20 protein-coding genes are annotated in these 22,128 nt (G+C 60.7%); 11 read left to right on the top strand and 9 right to left on the bottom strand.

Annotated features, from left to right (window positions below):
* Positions 1 to 47: 47 nt before the first annotated feature.
* Complete coding sequence (locus tag AAAV21_RS02490) at positions 48 to 983, top strand: DMT family transporter (RefSeq protein ID WP_349107229.1); 936 nt, start codon at positions 48 to 50, stop codon at positions 981 to 983.
* A gap of 99 nt (positions 984 to 1,082) precedes the next feature.
* Here AAAV21_RS02490 and AAAV21_RS02485 read toward each other — a convergent pair whose 3' ends face one another.
* The 4 genes from AAAV21_RS02485 to AAAV21_RS02470 all read right to left on the bottom strand — a co-directional run bounded on the left by AAAV21_RS02485 (position 1,083) and on the right by AAAV21_RS02470 (position 4,558).
* Entirely contained in the window at positions 1,083 to 2,225 is a 1,143-nt protein-coding gene (locus AAAV21_RS02485) for a diguanylate cyclase (protein WP_349107227.1), read from the bottom strand.
* 190 nt (positions 2,226 to 2,415) lie between these two features.
* Positions 2,416 to 3,438: a 2-keto-3-deoxygluconate permease gene (locus AAAV21_RS02480; protein WP_349107225.1), complete on the bottom strand. Its 1,023-nt coding sequence runs from the start codon at positions 3,436 to 3,438 to the stop codon at positions 2,416 to 2,418.
* A 150-nt stretch (positions 3,439 to 3,588) separates the two neighbouring features.
* Positions 3,589 to 3,912, bottom strand: coding sequence for an AzlD domain-containing protein (locus tag AAAV21_RS02475; RefSeq protein ID WP_035137063.1), 324 nt, complete (start codon positions 3,910 to 3,912; stop codon positions 3,589 to 3,591).
* Positions 3,902 to 4,558 carry an AzlC family ABC transporter permease gene (locus AAAV21_RS02470; RefSeq protein ID WP_349107258.1) on the bottom strand — a complete coding sequence of 219 codons (657 nt, stop codon included), beginning with the start codon at positions 4,556 to 4,558 and terminating at the stop codon, positions 3,902 to 3,904. Before AAAV21_RS02470 ends, AAAV21_RS02475 begins: the two co-directional genes overlap by 11 nt.
* 162 nt (positions 4,559 to 4,720) lie before the next feature.
* Between AAAV21_RS02470 and AAAV21_RS02465 the strand changes: the two genes are divergently transcribed.
* Positions 4,721 to 5,533, top strand: coding sequence for an HD domain-containing protein (locus AAAV21_RS02465; RefSeq protein ID WP_349107224.1), 813 nt, complete (start codon positions 4,721 to 4,723; stop codon positions 5,531 to 5,533).
* On the opposite strand, the gene AAAV21_RS02460 is transcribed toward AAAV21_RS02465, so the two are convergent.
* Genes AAAV21_RS02460 through AAAV21_RS02450 form a run of 3 tightly spaced genes read right to left on the bottom strand, consistent with a single transcriptional unit; the run spans position 5,530 to position 9,155 of the window.
* Positions 5,530 to 6,735: an electron transfer flavoprotein subunit alpha gene (locus tag AAAV21_RS02460; RefSeq protein WP_117563499.1), complete on the bottom strand. Its 1,206-nt coding sequence runs from the start codon at positions 6,733 to 6,735 to the stop codon at positions 5,530 to 5,532. The genes AAAV21_RS02465 and AAAV21_RS02460 overlap by 4 nt on opposite strands.
* On the bottom strand, positions 6,736 to 7,551 hold the full coding sequence (locus AAAV21_RS02455) for an electron transfer flavoprotein subunit beta/FixA family protein (protein WP_349107222.1): 816 nt from the start codon (positions 7,549 to 7,551) through the stop codon (positions 6,736 to 6,738). It lies immediately after the preceding gene.
* A gap of 2 nt (positions 7,552 to 7,553) precedes the next feature.
* Positions 7,554 to 9,155: an FAD-binding oxidoreductase gene (locus tag AAAV21_RS02450; RefSeq protein ID WP_349107220.1), complete on the bottom strand. Its 1,602-nt coding sequence runs from the start codon at positions 9,153 to 9,155 to the stop codon at positions 7,554 to 7,556.
* Between the two features lie 346 nt (positions 9,156 to 9,501).
* On the opposite strand from AAAV21_RS02450, the gene AAAV21_RS02445 reads away from it, so the two are divergent.
* From AAAV21_RS02445 to AAAV21_RS02405, 9 genes are all read left to right on the top strand, one after another.
* Positions 9,502 to 9,798, top strand: coding sequence for a hypothetical protein (locus tag AAAV21_RS02445; RefSeq protein ID WP_089573322.1), 297 nt, complete (start codon positions 9,502 to 9,504; stop codon positions 9,796 to 9,798).
* Positions 9,795 to 10,304 carry a hypothetical protein gene (locus AAAV21_RS02440; protein WP_099431401.1) on the top strand — a complete coding sequence of 170 codons (510 nt, stop codon included), beginning with the start codon at positions 9,795 to 9,797 and terminating at the stop codon, positions 10,302 to 10,304. The genes AAAV21_RS02445 and AAAV21_RS02440 overlap by 4 nt, the downstream gene beginning before the upstream one ends.
* 90 nt (positions 10,305 to 10,394) lie before the next feature.
* Positions 10,395 to 10,994 carry a hypothetical protein gene (locus AAAV21_RS02435; protein WP_349107217.1) on the top strand — a complete coding sequence of 200 codons (600 nt, stop codon included), beginning with the start codon at positions 10,395 to 10,397 and terminating at the stop codon, positions 10,992 to 10,994.
* Positions 10,978 to 11,259, top strand: a complete 282-nt coding sequence (locus AAAV21_RS02430) for a hypothetical protein (RefSeq protein ID WP_161194601.1) — start codon at positions 10,978 to 10,980, stop codon at positions 11,257 to 11,259. Before AAAV21_RS02435 ends, AAAV21_RS02430 begins: the two co-directional genes overlap by 17 nt.
* An 18-nt stretch (positions 11,260 to 11,277) precedes the next feature.
* Positions 11,278 to 12,708, top strand: a complete 1,431-nt coding sequence (locus tag AAAV21_RS02425; protein WP_349107215.1) for a hypothetical protein — start codon at positions 11,278 to 11,280, stop codon at positions 12,706 to 12,708.
* A 118-nt stretch (positions 12,709 to 12,826) separates the two neighbouring features.
* Positions 12,827 to 13,543 carry a DUF554 domain-containing protein gene (locus AAAV21_RS02420; RefSeq protein WP_349107214.1) on the top strand — a complete coding sequence of 239 codons (717 nt, stop codon included), beginning with the start codon at positions 12,827 to 12,829 and terminating at the stop codon, positions 13,541 to 13,543.
* Between the two features lie 87 nt (positions 13,544 to 13,630).
* Positions 13,631 to 15,385 carry a TerB N-terminal domain-containing protein gene (locus AAAV21_RS02415; protein WP_349107212.1) on the top strand — a complete coding sequence of 585 codons (1,755 nt, stop codon included), beginning with the start codon at positions 13,631 to 13,633 and terminating at the stop codon, positions 15,383 to 15,385.
* Positions 15,378 to 16,682, top strand: coding sequence for an ATP-binding protein (locus tag AAAV21_RS02410; RefSeq protein WP_349107210.1), 1,305 nt, complete (start codon positions 15,378 to 15,380; stop codon positions 16,680 to 16,682). Before AAAV21_RS02415 ends, AAAV21_RS02410 begins: the two co-directional genes overlap by 8 nt.
* Positions 16,683 to 16,798: 116 nt before the next feature.
* The gene (locus AAAV21_RS02405) at positions 16,799 to 19,243 is read left to right on the top strand and encodes a DEAD/DEAH box helicase (RefSeq protein WP_349107209.1); all 2,445 of its coding nucleotides are present in this window, start codon (positions 16,799 to 16,801) and stop codon (positions 19,241 to 19,243) included.
* 25 nt (positions 19,244 to 19,268) lie between these two features.
* Here AAAV21_RS02405 and AAAV21_RS02400 read toward each other — a convergent pair whose 3' ends face one another.
* Entirely contained in the window at positions 19,269 to 20,144 is an 876-nt protein-coding gene (locus AAAV21_RS02400) for a fused MFS/spermidine synthase (RefSeq protein WP_349107208.1), read from the bottom strand.
* Entirely contained in the window at positions 20,145 to 22,052 is a 1,908-nt protein-coding gene (locus AAAV21_RS02395) for a tRNA uridine(34) 5-carboxymethylaminomethyl modification radical SAM/GNAT enzyme Elp3 (RefSeq protein WP_349107206.1), read from the bottom strand.
* Between the last annotated feature and the right edge of the window lie 76 nt (positions 22,053 to 22,128).

Raw genomic sequence — 22,128 nt, 5'->3', positions numbered from 1 at the left:
CCCGGTGGCGGGTTCTTTTTTTGCTTCGCGCATACAGGAAGGACATCATGGAAAGCTGCAAGCCGCATCTCGCCACCCTGCCTGGACTCATCCTGGGCTGTCTTGTTTGTTGCGCGCTCTGGGGGTCGGCTTTCCCCTGCATCAAAATCGGCTATGCACTCTTTGGTATCCCGGCACACGATAGCGCCTCGCAGCTGCTCTTTGCAGGTTTGCGCTTCACGCTTGCCGGTATCCTGGTTATCGCCGGTATGAGTGCAGCCCAGCGCCGCCCGCTCGTCCCACAGGTACGCGACATTAAGCCCATCTGCATCCTGTCGCTCTTCCAGACTATCGGACAGTATTTCTTTTTCTACCTGGGACTCTCGCGCGCCAGCGCCATGTCGAGTTCCATCATCGAGGCCAGCGCCAACTTCCTCGCAATCCTCTTTGCCGCCCTGGCATTTCACACCGAGAAGCTCAATACGGCCAAGGTGCTTGGCTGTGCGCTGGGCTTTGCCGGCGTCGCGCTCGTCAACCTCTCGGGCGCAGATGGCACCTTTGGCTTCAGGCTCGATGGCGAGGGCTTTATCCTAGCCTCCACTGTCGCGGGTGCTCTTTCGACCTGCCTGATCGGCATCTTCTCGCGCAAGCATGACGGCGTCTTGCTCGCCGGCTGGCAGTTTTTAGTCGGAGGTTTGGTCCTTACCGCCATCGGGTTTTTGATGGGTGGCGCGCTCTCCCCCACCGCGATCATCCCCGCCATCGCACTCATTATCTATATGGCACTCATTTCCGCCGTCGCGTACTCGCTATGGTCGCGTCTGCTTGCCGTCAACCCCGTCAGCCGTGTGTCGGTCTTTGGCTTTATGAATCCAGTCTTTGGCGTACTGTTGAGCGCTCTGCTGCTCGGCGAGGGCGCTGGCACGAGCCCTGTTACCGTACTTGTTGCCCTGCTGTTGGTCTGCGGCGGCATCATCATCGTCAACAGGCCCAAAAAGGCCTAGCGAGCTCACCTTTTTAGGGAGGATGTTCGCACACTTTAGCTTAATGGAGTACATCGGAGAGCCGAGGGCCGCCATGCACGCAAGCTTGCACCCCTTTATCTAGCGTATCTGGATGCCAGCTTTCTTTTTCTCGGCCTTGACACGGTAGAGCTCCGCATCGGCAGCGCGAAGCAAGTCTTGCCAGGTATCGACGCCATCACCAACCCGTGCGTAGCCGATGGACATCCGCAACAGATACGGAACCTCGGCGCGCGCGAGCTCATCGTTGATTGTCGCGCACAGATGCATGATATCCTGTTCCGCCACTGCCTTTTGGAGCACCACGAACTCATCGCCACCATAACGTGCGATAAAGCCGCCAGACGCCGAGCAGACTTCTTTGAGCGCAGCGGATATGACCTGAAGAGCGTGGTCGCCCTCCACATGCCCATAGCGATCGTTAATCTGCTTAAAGCCGTCGGCGTCCATCATAAGCAGATATACATCTTCGGCCTGATCCACATTTGAGAAGAGCGACAGCATATAGGTCTCAAAACGGTTGCGATTGTTAAGTCCAGTCAACGGGTCGGTCGAGATGAGCTGCTCCTGGTAGATGATGTAGAGCAGCAACATGCTAATCATTATGCCGACACAAAGGCCGGGCACCGAGTATACGACCTGAAAGGTACCGCCCACCAGGGCCGGAATGGCGAAAAATGCCAAGGTTCGATAGATGGCCTTCGTCTGCAGGCTCTCGACCCTGCGAGATTGCACAAATGCATGCAGGGACGTATGTATAACGTAACAGTAGCTGACGATGGGCTGGATCATATAGGCAAAGCCGCGACGATACACGCCCTGCGAATCGATATAGAACAGGGCGTGCGTCCAGTAACTGGTAAACGCCAGCACGACCACCAGAGCCGTAGGCAACGCTACAAGCACCACCCTATAGCGCGAGGTCAAAAGGCGAGAACCCTGCACCGTCTCGGAATAGATAAACCAAATGAGACACGCGATAGCAAAGAGCGAAAACGAAACCGCGTTGGAAATCCAGTTGGCAGCAATGCCCAACGTGCCGTCCACACCGTCCGAAAGCGTCCAGATCATATCGAATAATATGTACGCGGCAGAGGTGTAGCCAAGCATGCTAAACAATAGCTGCTGGGTGCTCGAGAACAAGGAGCGACGACTTCGCACGGCAAGCCCGATAAGAACAATCATGCATAGCACGAATATCTCAATCTTGAGTGCCTTAACCACTAGCGCCATCCCTTCAATACCCAAGTGGTCAGAATCGCCCAATTCGAATCAGGGCAATAAACACCCCTTTACTCCGCAGGGGTAAAGGGGATAATAGCAGAGCGCCCGAACATCACTGCAAAACAGTTTCTGTTCGGGCGCCCATACGGCGCGAATTGCACACGCCGGCATCATTGATGGGTATCGATTGCTACTCGCCATCGATGTCAGTCGCGACGGCCTCCTCGATGGCCTCGACACCGACAGGCGACAGATCCTCCTTGCCTTGGCAGAACTTCTTGTCGACCCAGCCAGTCAGAATCGGAGCCATGATCGCCGTGATGATAACGGCGGTGGCGATCTGAGCGTACGCGGTGGGCGCAAGCTCGGCGTAGCGCGGTGCGACCTCGGCGAGGGCAACCGGTGTGGTCATAGCCGTGCCGGCAATGGTGGAGCAAGCCACAGCGGCCTTGCCATTGCCGCCGCACAGACGCTCGAACGCAAAGGTGATGGGACCGACGACAAACAGCGTGACAAGGCCCAGCAAGATGCCGGAAATACCGCCGGTGATAAAGCTCGACAGGCTCATGGACGCACCGAGCTGAAATCCGATGACGGCAATCGCGGGATTGGCACCGGGAACCAGCAGGTTCTTGATAAACGGGAACAGGTTGCCCAGAACCATGCCAATAACGAGTGGCAAGATGGAGCCGATAATGGTGCCAATGGGAATGTTGGCGAGGCCGGAAACACCGAGGATGATCATCGTGACGGCGGGGCCAGCCGTAAAGAACAGGATACCGACGGCGCCCTGCTCGGACTCATCGCCGAACTCGCCCATGATGCCCGTATAGAGCGCCATGTTGCAAAACGTGATGCCGCCGATGATAGACACGGAGCTCAGACCCAGGAAGTTGTCGTTAAAGCAATATGCCACGCCCAGGCCGAGAGCCGCTGCGACGACCAGCTTGGGGATCAGCACGACGATACCGGTCTTGATGGCACCCGGCGTGGACTTAAAGCTGATGCCGGCGCCCACAAACAGCAGGATCGCGGCGACGATGGTATTGGAGCCGCCGCGGCAGGCAGCCGTAAAGAAGCCGCCGATCTCAAAAACCCGCGGGCAGAAGGTGTTGAGCAAAAGACCGACGATCATCGGATAGATCATGATGTCGCCCGGGATGCGCGGGACCTTGAATTTCTTTTGCTCGTTGGCGGTCGCTTCCTGTGCCATGAAACCCCCATTTCCGCTGACGGGGTACAAAAGCCCACGTCACGCTTTGCTACAGTAAAGTTTGACCATGGTACCAGAAGAAATAGACCAGCTCGGTGAAAAACTCGACAAGTTGGGATGGAACGAGATTCGGCGCCCGCGACGCCACCCCTATATAAGGCTCAAGACGATATAGAGTACGATGCCCGAGACGCAGCACCACAGCATCGATTTTGTCTTGACCGCCACGACCACGACGCCGGCGGCCGCAATCCAGGGAACCAAGGCAGGCCAGAGCCCCGCGTCGAACGCGCCGGGACTCACCAAGTCGTTGGCGACCAGCGCGGCAAAGGCAGCGGGCGGGATATAGCCCAGGGCCTCGGTAATACGGGGCGACAGGGTCCGCCCGCGCAAGGCGAACGCTGGCGCGATGCGAAAGAACGCGATAGCAGCCCACGACGACAGCCACAGAACCAAGAACTCGTTAACGGGCATCGCGGGCACCTCTTCCGTCAAATACAGCATCGCACGCCAGCGCAATGGTAATGCCGACCACGACGCTTGCCGGCACGGCAATATTCGTGAGGCCCAAGAACTTGCATACGGCGACGGACACCGCGCCCGAAACCGCCGCGACAACGTTGCCGCGCGACAGCCGCTGCGAAAAGAGTAGACAGATAAAGAGCGACGTGCAGACGAAACTCGCAATAGCGGTGGGAACATCGACAACGGCACCGACGATGGCACCCATCGTGCACGAAGCGCCCCATGTCGCGATGAGGATCACGTTGAGCACGAAGGATTCGCGCGGGCCCCAATCCTCCCCCTCAACCAGCTTGGCAAGCGAGATGCCGTATGCCTCCTCGGTGAGCGTCGCGGCAACAGCCAGCGTCTGACGCTTCGAGGCGCCCGCCAGATGGGGTGCGATCGATGCCGAGTAAAGAGCGAAGCGCGAGGAGATGGCGGCGACGCTCGCGATAATCGAAGGTGCCGGTACGCCCGCCAGCCAAAGATTGCAGATCATAAACTGGCCGCTGCCCGTCACAAACGTGCTGCTCAGAGCAAAGACCATCCAGGGCTCCATTCCCGTCTGCCCCATGATCATTCCGCACGGCGCGCCTATTGCAACATAGGTAAGCATCACTGGCCAGACGATTTTAAAGATCCTAAGGACCATGCCACTCCCATTCTGGTAAGTCGTCTGCAGCGCGCCTTGCAACGCAGCAGAAATATCAACCGGTGGCAATAAAGTTCACCTACAATTGCCACCGGATCGAAAGACACAACTTTTTAGGAAGTCATTATGACAGCTATCGATCGAGACCGGGCGCGCGCGGCCTTCAAAAGCTACACCGATGCCTACGACGCCACTAACCCACGCATCGCGCTCAAAATCGAGCATACGTACCACGTGGCCGAGGCATGCGATGCCGTAGCGCGCGAGCAGGGCTGGTCGTCAGAAGATATTGACCTGGCATGGCTTTGCGGCCTGCTACACGATATGGGCCGCTTTGAGCAGTTGCGGCGCTGGGACACCTTTAAGGACGCCGAGAGCATGAGCCATGCAGCGCTGGGCATCGAGGTCCTCTTTGGCGAGAATCCCGCCGATGCACCCGCCGTAACGAGCATCCGCGACTTTATCGATGACCCGGCAGAAGATGAGCTCATCCGAGCGAGCATCGCCTATCACAGCGATTTCCGTCTACCCGCACAGCTCGACGAGCGCACGCGGAGCTTCTGCGACATCGTGCGCGATGGCGACAAGATCGACATTATGCGCACCATCGCCGACAGCACCGTCGACACCGTCCTCAAGGTGGATGAGGACACGTTTCTCGCCAGCCACTTCTCGACACCGGCGCTTACCGCCTTTGACGAGCACCGCTGCGTCGCGCGCGATGAGCGCGATGAGCCCGCCGACTTCTTGGTGGGGCTTATCTGCTTTATGTTTGAGCTCGTCTATCCGGCAAGCCGCGCGCTGGCGCGCGAGCAAGGCGATATCTACCGCCTGCTCGACGCGCCCTTTGGCATTACGCGGCCCTTTACCGACCCCGCCACGCAGGCAACCTGGAGCCGCCTAAAGGACGAGATGCGCGACTGGCTGGCGCGTGCCTAGCGCTCAAACTGGGCCAGCAGCTCCTCGACGACCTCGACGGCATCACCGACAACCTTGTACTGGGCAGCACCAAAGATGGGGGCATCCGGGTCCTCGTTGATGGCGATAATGCACTCCGCCCCACCGATGCCGGCAAGATGCTGGATGGCGCCCGAAACACCGATACTCACGAGAAGCTTGGGCGAGACCGATACACCCGTCTGGCCAATTTGGTGGCGATACTCCAACCAGCCTGCCTCCACAATGGGACGCGTGCAACCAAGCTCGGCACCCAGGGCATCGGCGAGCTTTCGCATCAGGGGCAGATTCTTCTTGGAGCCGATGCCGCGGCCCACCACGACCAGACGCTCGGCATCGGCAATTGAGGCCTGCTGTCCCCACTCCTCGGCGGGAATCGAGATCTCGACGCGGGCCTTAACGTCATCCGCAAGCACTACCTGGGTAATCGTGCCGGAGCGGCTATAGTCAAACTCGGGCGCCTTAAAGATGCCGGGGCGCACCGTTGCCATCTGAGGACGGTGGTTGGGGCAGATAATGGTGGCCATCAGGTTGCCGCCAAACGCCGGGCGCGTCTGCTGCAGCAGACCCGTCTCCGTATCCATAGAAAGCACCGTGCAATCGGCCGTAAGACCCGTCTGCAAGCGCACGGCCACACCGGGCGCCAGCTCGCGACCAAAGGCGGTCGCGCCGTACAGAATGGCCTCGGGCTTGCGCTCGGCTACCAAATCGCAGATCAAGCGAGCGTAGACCTCCGCGTCGTTCTGACGCAGGCGCTCGTCACGACAGACCAGAACTTCGTCCGCACCGGCGCAAATCAGATGCTCCAGGTCCCCGAGTGAGCCCTCGGGGCTCATGCCGACCAGTGCCACCAGACGGCAGCCGCGGGCATCGGCAAGCTCGCGCCCCTTGCCCATGAGCTCGAAGGCCACGGATGCAACGGCATCGTGCTCGTCAGTCTGCACGAAGATCCAGATGTCTCGATATGCGTCAAGGTCTGCCGCGCCGGCGGCCTCGTCGCGCTCAATCGAGATGGCGTTGACGGGGCAGGCGTCGACGCACCCACCGCACAGGATACAGCCGTCGGTTACGCGGGCACAGCGATTGGGGCGCTCACCCTCCACCACAATGCCGCCCGAGGCGCAGGCGCGAACGCAGCGACCGCAGCCGATACAGGCTTCGCTATCGATAATCAGCCCGCTCATCTATGCCATCCCCTCAATAATCTTGGCAAGTTTTACCGCCTGCTCGGACGCCGTTCCCTCAACGGCCTCGCACGTTTGGTCACGGTCGGGCACAAACGAGCGCACGACCTGCGTCGGTGATCCGGCAAGGCCGCAACGCGAGGGATCGGCGTTTACGTCGGCAGCGCTGGCCACACGCACGTCTGCATCCTCGGCCGCGCGAATACCGGCAATACTCGGCATGCGCAGCTGGCCAATCTCCTTGGCGGTCGTCATCGCACACGGCATCTCCAGGTACACCGTCTCCTCGCCGGCATCGCAGCCGTGGACGAGCGCCAGCGCGCCACACGTCGTAAATCCCGCGCTCTGCACACAGCTCACGTCGGTCACGCAGGGGACCCCAAAGGCGCCGGCCAGCTCGGGGCCGATCTGGGCCGTATCGCCGTCCACTGCCATCTTGCCGCAGATGAGCAGGTCAAAGTCCTCATCGAGTGCCTCGATGCCGCATTTGAGGGCATAGGTGGTGGCTAGGGTATCGGCGCCCGCAAAGGCTCGGTCGGTCAGCAGCAGCGCGTCGTCGGCACCGCGGGCGATGCAGTCGCGCAGCAGCGATTCGGTCGCGGGGATGCCCATCGACACCACCGTCACACGCACGTCCATGCCAAAGCCGATAAAGTCGTCCTTCAGCGCTAGCGCACATTCGAGAGCACTTGCATCGAAGGGATTAATGACCGCCTGCTTGCCATCACGCACGATAGTATTGGTCTTGGGGTCCATCTTGACCTCGGTGCTTCCGGGCACCGCCTTGACGCACACCACCATATGGAAATCACTCATCTTCACGCGCCCCCTTTCTGGACGAGTTCATCCAAGAGCTTCTCCGAAAACAGGTTGCCGCGACCCAGCTGGCCGGCAGGATCAAGCTGGAGTTTGAGACGCGCCGACTCGACCATGGCTTCGTGGCCGTACATCGTCTCCAAGAAGCCCGCCTTGATCTTGCCGACGCCGTGTTCGGCAGAAACGGCACCGCCCATGGCCGTGACCTCGGAAGCCCACTGGGCAAAGAGCTCTCCACCACGACGGTAGTCTTGCGTATCGCGCGGCAGGATGTTCACATGCAGATGGTTGTTCCCGATGTGTCCCCAGGCAGCAGACTCAAGCCCGCTTTCGGCCAGCGTGCGGCGATAGAGGGCCACGACATCGGCAAGGCGTGCATTGGGCACCGACATATCCGATCCCAGCTTGGTAATGGTGGGGTCGGTGCGGCGACGCTCGTCAATGAGCATGTTGACGCTCTCGGGCACCGCGTGGCGGAAGAACCGCTGGCACTCGCGATCGACTTCGGTGCGGGCGACCCATGTCGCATCGTCGCGGCCGCCCGCAAGCTCCAGCACCCATCCCAGGTGGTACAGCTCCTCGGTCGCCTGCGCCTCGTCATCGCAATCGAGCTCCACGTAGACACATACCTTGGCCTCTTTGTCGAGCGCCGGCAGCGAGGCAAACGCTGTCGACTGCTCGCGCTGGCGACGCAGGATATCCAGGGCGCCAGCATCGAAATACTCAATAGCGGCGGCATGGGACAGCACGGGACGCACGGAATCGGTAAAGGACACGGCCTTGTCTTCGCTATCGAAAAAGCAACTCACACCCCATACGACCGAAGGTGCCGCCTGCAGGGCGATCTCGAGCTCGGTAATGACGCCGAGCGTGCCGCACGCACCGATAAAGAGGTCGATGGCGTCCATATCGTCCGCAACGAAATAGCCTGAGGCATTTTTTGTCTCGGGCATGGTATAGCCGGGAAGATCGAGCTCGAGCGTACGGCCCTCTGCCGTCACGAGCGACAGGTGGCGGCCCTGGGCAAAAGCCTCGCCGCGCTGAAGCTCAAGCAAATCGCCATCAGCCAGCGCGACGTGGAGTCCCGTGATATGCGGGCGCATGGGGCCGTAAGCGTAGCTGCGGGCGCCGGAGGCGTTGCATGCCGCCATGCCACCCAGACAGGCAGATGCCTCGGTGGGATCGGTGGGAAAGAACTGCTCGGGGGACTCTTGGAACTCCTCGTAGGCCTCAAGCGATGCCTGGTCCCAACCAGCGGTCGGCAGTACCTTCTTGCTCAGCTGCTTACGCAGCTCCGAGAGCACAACGCCCGGCTCCACGCGCAGCAGAAATTGGCCTTGTTCATCGCGGCGAAGGCCCAAGTAGCGATTCATACGGGAAGTATTGAGGATATGCCCACCGTGGGGCACGGCACCGGCGGCAAGGCCGGTTCGGGCGCCCTGAACCGTTACCGGGACACGCTCGGCATGGAGCGTTTCCAAAATGGCACGGACCTCGTCTTCCGTTGTCGGAAACGAGATGCTCGATGCTTCGCCCGATGCACGAGATTCATCGCGGCCATACTCTTCGAACTCATCGGTGAAGGGTTTAATGGTTGCAGACACGCGAACTCCCCCTTTAGCTAACTACAGTGTTTGCAGGGAGATGTTACCGCATCGTTTCGTCGACGTGTTCGAGACCGTCTCCATAATTGGCGATTTTTACGTTTGTGCAATTCGGCGAACGGCAAGGCTTCCTCGGCAGACGATGCTTTTGACACATATCGCCCCGCCGTCGCCGACCGCTCGATTGTCGCTCGAAAAAAGTTGAAGTAATTTTTTCCACCTTTTACCTGCGGAGATGTCAATCCGTCAAGCATTTGGTCAGAAATTGGTCAAGTAGCGGCTGATACGGTCGGCGTCGACAGCCAAAACCGATAGAAGTTTTGGCCCCAGAAGCAGGGAGGTTCCCATGGCATATTACTGGCCCCAGTACGGCGTCGCCATCGAGGTCGACGACGATCCCTATCTCCTGCCTTTCGACGAAGAGGCGTTCCCCGATACGGCGGTCTACCACGTCACCACCGATGTTATCTGCGACCCCGAGTCGTTCTCGGCGCTCGCCCACCACATCGCGCGTATCCACGACATCGAGCTCCCTCACGACTTTGACGAGCTCATCTACTCGCGCCGCCTGATGCTTCACATGCTCTTTGGAGCGGACCCGTCCACGTTCGCACGTGTCTACACCACCAAGGACGCCGCATGAGTGCGAAGAAGCCGCCCCGCCTCGCAGGACTGGGGCGTCGCAAGAAACTCGTCGTTGTCTGTCTGGCTATCGTCTGCGCCCTCATCGCCGTAGGGCTATACGCCTGGCAGTCGCAGCCCGTGCCCGAAGCGGGCGCCTCAGTCACGACGGCAGAGGGTAAATCGCGACAAGAAATCCAAGATGAGCTCGATGCCATCGTCCGCGACAACATGATGACGATTTCGGTCGCGCCGGTCGCTCAGCTACAGGAGGACGGCAAGCTGCGCGTCAACGTGCAAAACGTCCAAGACAATAAATTTCCCCAGCGATTCCGCGTCATCCAAAACGACGAGACCATGTACGAATCCGGTGTGGTCGAGACCGGCAAGACAATCGAGACGTGCCCCGCCGGCGACATCAAAGAAGGCGAGGCATACATCGAGATCCAGGCACTCGATGCCAAGACCCTCGACAGCCACGGCAATCCGACACGTGTCAAGGTACGGGTTGAGCAAGCCGAGAACTAGCTTTTTCGACCGACGCGGCACCGCACGCAATTCACCAGCATTCGTCCAATCATCGCGGGGACGGCCCGCGGCGAATAGAAAGGAACGACCATGGACATCACCAGGAACATGAACGGAGCCAGAGCGCTCGTCGTGGGCGCAGGGCTCGCGCTCGCGCTCGCAATGGGCGCCGCCCCGACGCCAGCTCTGGCAGCCGGGCGCGTTGGAACCACAAAAGTAATGGTCAGGACCGAGATCGACAACGTAGAGTTCAAAGTTCCGACGGTTATTCCCTTCGTCGCCAAGGCCGACGGCACGCTTCAGGGCCCCTCAGAAGACGCGACCACCATCGACAATCATTCGGCCTACGGCATCCATGTCACCAACATGAAGATCGACGCCATGAACACCTGGACCATTGCCGCCGACGCCAAGGCCGGAACCGCGCAGAATTCCATCGACTTTAAGGTCGGCCCCAGCGGCGCACTCCAGAACGCCAGCGCCGCAATGCAGGAGACGGGCCTCGATCTTTCCAAGAATGCAGCCTTCGACATGGGCTACCAGGGCATTGCCGGCGGCACGGACATAATTAAGCTCAAGACAAGCGGAAACGTCGCCCGCGTCACGCGCGACATCTTCCGCGTAACCGGCGAAGGCGATCAGGTCGCAACGATCACCTGGACGGTCGAGCCCGGTGCGCACACGGCATAAGGCCGTCGCCCTGGCCGCCGCCGTCAGTATCCTAGCGTTTGGGCCAGCCATGGCCTTTGCCCAGCAAGAACAGGCGCAGGCCGCCACGCAGGTGACGGTCGACCTCTCGGAGCTCGACCGCGGCTGCCGCGAGGAACCGTTGGCTCAGACAGGCGACAGACGATGGCTCTTGGCAGCAGGCGCCACGGCAGCAGGCGCGGGAACCGCCGGCCTCGGTCTGCACATCAAACGCAGCCAGAAACGAAACACGGACAGGCCACACTAAATTAGCTAAGGAGACCCCATGGCATCGAAGAACCTTTTGCCCGTCGTCGCACTCTGCGGCGCGCTCGCAACCGGAACGCCTGTCGCCGCTTGGGCGACTCCCGTCATGGCAGACTCCTTACCAGCAGCCCTAAGCTCCGCACCAAATCCGTCGAGCGCCATTGCGTGCAAGCGTTTTTCGTTCGCACAGGCCGCAATCTCAACCTCGGGATGCCTTCGTCGTAATACGGACGGCTCGATAGTCGTGGATATCAATCGTTCGAACAAGGCAAACGGCTCCCAGGCGGGGTGCGCCGTCTGCACGTGGCGCTCGATTGTGCTCGATGCAGATGGCGATCCGTGCAATTTAGAGCTGCGCATCGACATCGCTTCGGTCGATGACTCGGCGAACGGAGCGAAGGTCGCCTTCGACGGTGCGTTTTTCGAGAAAGGAGGCGGTATATGTCTGGGCTGCGCCGCCGCGAATGCAGACGATGTGCAGCCCACCCTCTCATTCACGGCATCGCTGCGGCTGACCAAGGCGGGCACCGATGCCATCGCGGCGGGAGAAGCATCCCTGCTGTTCTACGCCGCCAGTACCGAAGACACAGACATTCATTTCGAGAAGCCGGCCGGATCGCTCAGCCTTACGCGCGGGACGGAGGCAGGCCCTATTGCGATCGATACCCACACGCTAGGCAGGCAACGCATTCTTGTTGGCCCGGCGCTTCTCGAGATGGAGTGGAACGGATCCGGAGCCGTCGGGATTGTCCCCTCCGCGCTTGACGCCAAGACGCTCCCCTCAAACGACGAACCCATCAACGCAACCATACAAGAAGAGAGCACGGACAAAGAAGCAGGTGCGGGCGACACGCCGTCGCCGACAAACAGCGTCCCAGCTTCTTTCGAAGCACCGAATGAGCCCGCTACCGGTCCAAACGATCCCGAGCTCGCGGACAGTCTGAGGCTTGCTGATCCTCAGGAGATCGATGAAGGTAACTGCTGCGTGCTTGCCGCCCTCGACCACACAGAGGTCATCGATGCTGCAAACATCGAAGTTGCCGCCGCCAATCAGCCCGTCCGCAAGTCGGCCATCATCGCATTTCCCGAATCCATCGAAGTCGTCTATTTGCCATCGGGCGAGGTCGTGGCCCCAACGCTGCTCACCTTGTTGGGCGCCAAGAATACTCGAAACGAAATTAAAAAGGTCACGGTTGTCGACCCTGCAACCACCGCTAAACTGCGTCTATACGCCGTTGCCCCAGACGGAGGCAAGACCTTGGAATTCGATGGCGACACACTTCTAGCCTGGCGACGTCTGGACATTATGCAAGACGTCTCGTATCAGATCGAACTCGAAGGGTTTGATCGTGCCCGCGATGCCAATATCATCGCCGCGGCTATTGAATCCCCGCAGCGGCTTATGACACTGCGCTTTGACTACTACCCCTATGTCCCGACAACCACCTGAGGCTTAAATGCTGCGCATCATTCCTAATACCACTTATATAACGTATTAGATGAGTCGCGATGTGCCTCGCATTTCGTTCTGCTACGATTGCCACGTTGGCATCAATACAGGAGGGCTCATGCCGGGCTTGGGAACAATCATCAACGTTGCGCTTTTAGTTGCGGGCGGTCTTTTGGGATTAGCGGGCAGCCGCTTCATTACACCGCGCATCCAAGACACGCTCATGAAAGCATCGGGGCTGTGCGTCCTGTTTATCGGCCTGGGCGGCACCATGCAAAAGATGCTCATCATCGATGGAAAGGCGCTAGCGACCACCGGTACCACCATGCTCATCGTCTCATTTGCGCTCGGTTCGCTCATCGGCGAGGCCATCAACTTGGAGGCCTCCATCGAGAACCTTGGCGAATGGCTCAAGCGCAAGACTGGCAGTGAGGGCGATAACGAGTTCACCAACGCTTTTGTCTCGACTTCACTCACCGTGTGCATCGGCGCCATGGCCATTGTGGGATCGATCCAGGACGGCCTGCTCGGCGACTGGTCAACGCTTGCCCTCAAGGGCGCACTGGACTGCATCATCGTCTGCACCATGACGGCCTCGCTTGGCCGCGGCTGCATCTTCTCCGCCCTGCCCGTCGCCGTGTTCCAGGGGACGATCACGTTGTTTGCCGGCGCGCTCTCCCCCATCATGACCACAGCAGCCCTCAACAGCCTTTCGCTCGTAGGCTCCATGCTCATCTTCTGCGTCGGCGTCAACCTCATCCGTCCTCAGACCTTCCGCACGGCCAATATGCTTCCCTCCGTCGTCATCGCCGTCATATACGCCCTCCTGTTCTAAATCTATCAACGCAGCGGTATCTCGAACATCTGTTTGATGCTGTGCTATGATATGAGGTCACCGTAGCTGCGTTCGAGAGGAGGAGCGGTGGCCGACCAGGACATCAAGATGCTCATCGAGCGCATTATGGCCGAGGCCCGGACCCATCAGTCCGCCCGCTTCTCAAACGAAACCTACGCAGACGAGCCGATTCTCAAAACCGGCCGACAGATGCAGAATTTCCTCCCCGACCAGTACCGTAAAATGCGCGAGATATCGCGCTGGCAGGATGACCCCAAGGGCGGTGCGGGCCGCTGGCTTTCGGAAGCCGAGCTTTTTTACCGCCAGGGCCTGCTGATGGCCGACTTTGAGGACGACTGTCCCTACAACGGCACCTTTAAGTCGTACTTTCCCACCTACAACGCCATGAGCGACCGGCAACTGCGCGGCTACTTTACCTGGCGTGCCCAAGTGCGCCGCGGAACCGTCGAGGAAACGTCTACGTCCTTTGCCTTTCTGTATCTCTATGAGCTGATCTGCGGCATTGGCGTAGATAATCCACTCGATGGTTTTAACAAGATCAAGGCTTTTTGGGATGTCTATCGCGCCTTCGAGCCCGGCATCGACCGGTTTGCGCGCGTGTGGCTGCAAGATTACGCCGTGTTCCACGGGCTCGACCCCAAGCTGCTTCGCGACTCTAAAACCGTCATGTTCGATAACGCCCTTATCGAACTGCGGCGCGCGGCACGAGACCTTGTACCGGCACCGTCCGGCCAGACCCCTAAGCGTCGCAAAACCTCCGAGCCCACGCTCCCCCTTCCGCCCGATGAGGTGCGCGAGGAGCGACTCATGGCCGCCATCAACGCCCTCTCCACGTACAACCTAAGTAGCTCGCGGCTCGACCGCAGCCATCACCGCGATCTGCGCCACGTGGCGTGCGCCGTGTATGTCCGCATGGCGCGCTACTACGACACGCACCGAAAGACCGGCATCGTGGCAAGTTTATTTGGGGAGGAGACGGCAATGCCCTACACCATGTTTGCCTCGGCCGTATTCTTTGCGCCCGAGCGCCACGAGGACTGCGAATACCGTCTGGACCCCATCCATATCTACCGTTGCCAAAACGGTTTTTGGGAATGCATGCGGATTCACGGCAGCAGACAAAAGAGCAGCAAACTTGGCGAGATGATGCGCGCCTGCGACCAACGCCTGCGCCTAGCCCTGGACCCTGCCCATCCCCTTAAGGAAGAAAAGGTCCCCAAATATCTGGCCAAGATTATCGATGACGAGATTGTGGCATGGCTTTCGTGGGACGCCGCACACCAGCCCGTCAAGATCGATATCGATTTGAGCCAGCTGGGGCACATTCGGAGCGCTGCCGCACAAACGCGCGAAGCGCTTTTGATCGACGAGGAACGCGAGGACGGCGCGTCCGCAGAAGCCGAGGCAGCGGACTCAGGGCAACCGGAAGCCGAGCCCGTAGCCGACGCGACGGTCGAGGCGGTCGAGGCGGCCGCAGGGCAGGACGAGGCCGACGAGCCGACCATATCCACCGAACAGTTTGGTGTCGTGGCACCGCTTCTCGCGCCGACGCCCGCGTTCGCAGCGGCTGTGCCCGCTGACGCCACGAACGAACTCACGCCCGCCGCAGACGCCTATCTCCGCGCGCTGCTCGAGCAGAACACGGCGCAGGCGGCGTCGGCGGTTGAGAGGTCGGGGCAGAGCGAGGACATGCTCGTCGATACCATCAACGAGGCGCTCTTTGACCTGGTGGGCGACACCGTAATTGAATTTAGCGCGGCAGGGCCGCAGATTATCGAGGACTACGAAGCAGACGTGAGAGGATACCTAGACCATGAGTGATACCGCATCCGCAGCACCTCGCGTGCCCAAGCGCGTCGCTGCCGTCATTCTCAACTCGCTCAAGGGCGGCGTGGTCCCGCGCATCGGCCTTCCTTACATCACCGTAGGGCGCGAGGTCGAGATCCGCGCCCTGCTCACCGATCTGAGTCTCATCGCCGACGGTGGCGCGAGCTTCCGCTTTCTGGTCGGTCGTTACGGCGCCGGCAAGAGCTTTTTGCTCCAGACCATCCGCACGCACGCCATGGGCGAGGGATTCGTCGTCGCTGATGCCGACCTGTCGCCCGAGCGCCGCCTGCAGGGCGGTCAGGGACAGGGCCTTGCCACCTACCGCGAGCTCATCCGCAATATATCGACCAAGACGCGCCCCGAGGGCGGTGCGCTCAACCTTATTCTGGATCGCTGGGTCGCCTCGTGTGCCGACGTCGACGAGTCGGTCGTCAATGCCCAACTGGCCCCGCTCGAGGAGATGGTCCACGGCTTCGACTTCACCCGCATGCTCCGCCGCTATCGCATGGCCGCATCCGGGGGCGACGAAGAGGCCATGAGCCGCGTGACCAAATGGATTCGCGGCGAATACCGCACCAAGAGCGAGGCACGCGCCGAGCTGGGCTCCTCGACCATCATCAGCGATGACGACTGGTACGACTACGTTAAGCTCATTGCGCGCTTTTTGGTCTGCAGCGGCTACAAGGGCATGCTGGTGCTCATCGACGAACTCGTGAATCTGTATAAGATTCCCAACGCCATCACGCGCCAATACAACTACGAAAAGATCCTGACCATGTACAACGACACACTTCAGGGCAAGGCGCAGTACCTGGGCATGATCATGGGCGGCACGCCAACCTCCATCGAAGACCGCCGCCGCGGCGTGTTCTCCTACGAGGCCCTGCGCAGCCGACTCGCTCAGGGTCGCTTTGCGCGCGAGGACCTTAAGGACATGCTCGCGCCCATCATCCGCCTGCAGCCACTCACCTATGAGGAGTTGCTGGTGCTCATCGAAAAACTCATGCAGATCCATGCCGGCTACTTTGGCTGGACACCCACGCTTACCGAAAACGACTTGGTGGACTTTCTCAAGATTGAGTTTGGCCGCGTGGGGGCCGACACGCATCTGACGCCCCGCGAGGTCATCCGCGACTTTATCGAACTGCTCGATATCCTGTGTCAAAACCCCGATGCTAACGTGGCCGAGCTGCTGCAAAGCGTCGGCGGCGACGCGTTGGCGCCGGCAACCGCAACAGGCGACACCGATACCGCAGGCGGCGACCGTAACTTCGCCGAATTCGCCATCTAACCTGCCAATAAGCGACAGGTTTATTTTGGCAGGTTTTATCTGGGCAAACGTTGAGACTGTAATGCAGCAAGCCGTTGTCGGCAGCGTTGAGAAATTCGTTTTTGAGAGGAGGCCCCGTGAACGCCTTTGACCGCTACGCCCCGTTTATCCAAGACTTCATCTACTCCCACGATTGGGAGAGTCTGCGCTCCATCCAGGTTGCGGCGGCAGATGCCATCTTCAACACGCAAGACAATGTGCTCCTGACGGCATCCACGGCATCTGGCAAAACTGAGGCGGCCTTCTTTCCCATCCTGACCGAGTTTTGGGAGAACCCGCCCGCGAGCGTGGGCGCCCTCTACATTGGCCCCCTCAAAGCACTCATCAACGATCAGTTCGTCCGCCTCAACGACCTCTGCGAAGAGGCTGATATCCCTGTCTGGCACTGGCATGGCGATGTCTCGCAATCACACAAGGCTAAACTCATCAAAAAACCGAGCGGTATCCTACAGATTACGCCCGAGTCGCTCGAGGCGCTCCTGATCCATAAGCACATGGCGATCCCGCGCATGTTTTGCGACCTGCGCTATGTGGTTATCGACGAAGTCCATTCGCTCATGCGCGGCGACCGCGGCGGGCAGACGCTCTGTCTTATCGAGCGCCTCTCGCGCATGGCAGGCGTGCAGCCCCGCCGCATTGGCCTTTCGGCCACCATCGGCGACCCCGAGCGCACGGGCGCCTTTCTCTCGCAGGGAACGGGGCGCGACTGCGTTATCCCCCGCTTTGAGGAACCGCGCCGCGTGTGGCGCATCTCCATGGAGCACTTCTACAACTCGGGCCCCCAGGCTCAGCAGCGGGAATTCATGGGCACAGGTCCGCAGGAAGCCGAAGTGCTCGCATGCGAGCGCATCGAGGCGGCGGCACCCACAGCGCTGCCGGCCGACACCCAAGACACGCGCCACAGCGGACAGCTCACACAGGAGGAGCGCCGTCAACGTCGCGAACGGGCACAGGATAAGGCTACCTCCGGGAACCGCCGCACTTCCTCGGCCCCCGAGGGCGAAGTCGACATCCCACGAGCGACCGAGCAGGCGCTTCTCAACCCCACCGACACAGCGCCCGACAACGCCGACCCCGGTATGGGCTATATCTTTGAGCATACGCGCGGCCGCAAGTGCCTGGTCTTTGCCAACTCGCGCGAGGAGGCAGAGGCCGTGTGCTCCATGCTGCGCAGCTACTGCGAGAGCCGGCACGAGCCCGACCGCTTTCTCATCCATCACGGCAATCTTTCGGCATCGCTGCGCGAGACGGCCGAGGAACTCATGCGCGATGAGGAGCAGGCGCAGACAACCGTCACCACCTCTACGTTGGAGCTCGGTATCGATATCGGCCGCCTGGAGCGTGCATTTCAGATCGATGCGCCGTTTACCGTCAGCTCCTTTTTGCAGCGCATGGGGCGCACAGGCCGTCGCGACCTTCCGCCCGAGATGTGGTTTGTCACGCGCGAGGAAGAGCCCGAGCCGCGCACGATGATGCCCGAAACCATTCCCTGGAAGCTCCTGCAGGGTATCGCGCTCGTACAACTCTATCGCGAGGAAAAGTGGGTCGAGCCACCCGAGCTCGATCGACTCCCCTACAGCCTGCTCTATCACCAGACTATGTCGACCCTCGCCAGCACCGGCGAGCTCACGCCGGCCAAACTTGCCCAACGCGTGCTCACGCTCAGCTATTTCCACCGTGTCTCGGCCGATGACTATCGCGTACTGCTGCGCCACCTCATCAAGATCGACCACATCCAGGTCACCGAAGGTGGCGGGCTCATCGTGGGTCTCGCGGGCGAGCGCATCATCAACAACTTTAAGTTCTACGCCGTGTTCCAGGAAAACGAGGAGTTTACCGTCCGGAGCGAATCGGCTGAGCTGGGCACGATCGTTAATCCGCCCCCGCCCGGTGAGCGCATCGCCATCGCCGGACACTGCTGGATTGTCGAGGAAGTGGACTGGAAGCGTCACACTGTCTTTGCCACGCAGGTCAAGGGCCGGGTGCCGGCCTACTTTGGCGACTGCCCCGGAGACATTAACACGCATGTGCTCGAGCGCATGCACAAGGTGCTCAACGAGCACGCGACATATCCGTACCTTATGGGTAACGCACGGGCCCGCTTGGCGCAGGCTCGTCATACGGCCGAGATTTCGGGGGCGGGAACCAAGCCGCTCATTAACCTGGGCGGTGATACCTGGGTGCTCTTCCCCTGGCTGGGCAGCTACGCCTTTTTGGCGCTCGAGCGCATGCTCAAGATTAAATGTGCCGCGGAGCTGGGCCTTCGCGGGCTCGATCCGTCACGCCCGTACTTTATGCAGTTTAAGATGAAGGCCGACGAGGAGACGTTCTTTGAGGTGCTCGCCGACGAGGCCGAGAAGGACTTCGATCCCATCGAGCTCGTCTATCCCGGCGAGGTGCCTTATTTTGATCGCTACGACGAGTACGTTCCCGAAGAGCTCGTACGCAAGGGCTTTGCCGAAGGCGTGCTCGACATCGAGGGCATGAAGCAGCGCGTCCTCAGCTGGCGCGACCACACATAAGACGGGACTGACTATTCCCAATAGGCTAGTCGTGGAGAGCAGTGCCGAGGAAGTCGGTGTCGAAGGGCACGGCTTCGGCAAAGGCGTAGTCGCCGTCGCTGGCGATGAGCAGGTAGTTTTCCTCGCCGCCGAACTTCGCATCGCCACATGGGACCACCCAGGCGTGGACGAATACCTCGAGTGCCGTGGCAGCGCAGTCGCGAAGGAACGCCACATCGCTCCCCTCGTTTGCGCTCACGATATTGGCCACGTAGATACCCCCGGGGTTCAGGCTGCCCCGCACCAGGCGCAGCGCCTCAACGGTCGCCAGCTCGCGAACGGGCTCGGCACCGCCAAAGCAATCGCTCACGACCACGTCGTAGCGACGATGGCCCACGCTCGTCACACCCAGATACGAGCGAGCCTCAGCGGTAATCACTCGCAGGCGATCGCCCACCGTGCGCTCCAACTCGTCCAGGTAGAACCAGCGGCGCGCCAGGCGCGTAATCTCTCCGTCATACTCGACGACGTCCATGCGCAAGCCCTCGTGCGACATCAGCGCGAACTTGGGATAGGCAAACCCGCCGCCACCCAGCATAAGCATGCGGTCGATACCATGACCATACGCGTCGCGCATTGCGCCCTCGGCCTCAAACACATCGTCAAATGCACGATAGTACGCAAAGACTGGCTCCGCCCAACGATCGCCAACATAGCTCGCGCTTTGGTAGACGCCGCCCTGTACGAGCACGCGGACCTCGTCACCGCTCTCGTCGTGCACACGCTTCACACGCGCCAACCCGTTGCGAGTACGTGCGACCTGCAAACAGGCAGCGCGAACAGCGACGGCGGCCGCACCAAGCGCCGCAGCTCCCAGGGCAACGCCGGCAACAACACCAGCGGAAACACTCGGCTTGTTCATCTAGAGCTCCTTTTGCAGATAGAGACCATGGTCGCAAAAACCCAGGTGACGATAGTACTCGCGCGTACCGATCGCGCTGATCACGTTGATGTGCGTATACCCCGCATCCCGAGCAATCTGGCACGCACGCTCCACGAGCAGACGCCCCAGACCGTGATGCTGAGCCGCCTGGCCCTGATCGCCCACACGTGCCGCCATACCATACACGTGCACCTCGCGAATCATCGCCTCCTCCGGCCCCGTCGGCAGCTCGTCCGCGTGCGCGGCAACAAACGAACGGTCGGGCAGCGACAGACGCAAAAAGCCCGCGATCTTGCCTTCGGGTGTCACCCACTGCAAAAAGCGCTCGTGCGTCACCGGCGTCTCGTACGCCACGCCCTCGTCAAGGGTCAACTCGCCTAGGTCGGCGCCCGCCGTGCTAATCTCGCGATAGCGGATCTCACGCACCGTCGCACCGTCACCCCGAGCAGCCAGGCGGTTCTCGACGAGCTGACGCAGGTTGGGCTTCTTGTTGCCCACCATGATGTCATCGGAACTAAAGTCGCGAATCATGCGGCTGATGCGGCAGAACGCCGGCGTCACCACGATGTCATCGGCCAACACGTCGAGCAGTTCTTCCTCGGTATAGGGGCGCCACTCGCCACGCTCGTAACAGCCCACCAGACGCGAGCCCTCGATGAGCGCGCACGGGTAGACCTTGACCTCGTCGGGCATAAAGGCGCCCTCGGTCATAAAGCGCTCGTAGTCACGCTTGTCCCCCTCAGGCGTAGCACCCAACAAGTTGAGCATAAAGTGCGCGTGGATCTTAAAGCCAAACAGGCGCGCGAGCGAAAACGCCCGCTCGATCTGCGCCACCGAAATGCGGCGCTCGTTGATATCGAGCAGGTGCTGGTCAAGGCTTTGGATGCCCATCTGTATCTTGGTGCAACCCAGGCGGCGGATGAGCGTGAGGGCCTGCGGCGTTACGGCATCGGGGCGCGTCTCGATAACGAGCCCCACCACGCGATGCTTCGCCGTCTCGTTAATGCGCTGCTGACGCTCGAGCTCCTCCATCGTTGCCGTCTGCCACTCGGTGACCTCGCCCCACGGCGTACCGGGGCCGTACAGACGACGCACCGCACGGTTATAGCCGCCCACGGCAGCATCCACACGTCCCTGCTCGTCGGCAACGCCGCTCGCAAGCTCGGCCTCATCAGTCACAATGCCGGCGGCCCGATAGCGCTCGCGACGCTCTGCTACCACCGGCGGCAGGGCATCGGCGGGAGCGTCATCGAGCAGACGCCCCGCCTCGGCACGGCTGATGCCCGGACGCGCCAACATGGGGTTGGCCGCCACGCCGGCGACGGCGTCGTCATTGAGCGCACGGAAAAGCTCCGACATAAACCATGCCTGATACCCTTGCGGATAGTCGCTCCAGGTACCGCCAAGAACGATAAGCTCGATCTTGTCGGTTGCATGCCCCATTTGCGAAAGCGCGGTCAAACGAGCACTCACCTGCAGATACGGGTCAAAGCAGTTTTGCTCCGCACGGGCGCACGCCGGCTCGGCATGCAGATAGCTCTTGGGCATGCGCAGATCGTTGAGACAAAACAGGCAATCGCCCGAACAGGGCCACGGCTTGGTGATGACGGTAATGGTCGCCACGCCCGAGGCCGTTCGGCGCGGCTTCATACGCAGCACCTGCAGCAGTTGACGTTCCAGATCGGCGTCGACATTCCACCCAGCCCAACGAGCCGGTTCCTCACGTTTAACCCGCTGGTAAAACGGCAGCAGTCGGCGCTTGGCCAGGTCCCGTTTGTCGGCACCCTCGCGGCGCGCCTCGGCATGTATCAGTTTGACGAGGGTCTTGTCGTCCACGGTCTCGCCGCGACGCAGAGCCTCGAGTATGTTCAAAATAATCTGTTCCATGCCCCCATTGTAAAGGCAAAGGCGCCGGAGCCAGTCACGGCCCCGGCGCCTCCATCAAAGAGCATGCCTATATGCA

Origin of the sequence: Collinsella sp. CLA-AA-H302, assembly GCF_040093305.1 — a bacterium.
Taxonomy (GTDB): Bacteria; Actinomycetota; Coriobacteriia; order Coriobacteriales; family Coriobacteriaceae; genus Collinsella.
The sequence above is the reverse complement of the archived record's forward strand: the minus strand, read 5'-3'. Positions and strand labels throughout refer to the sequence as shown.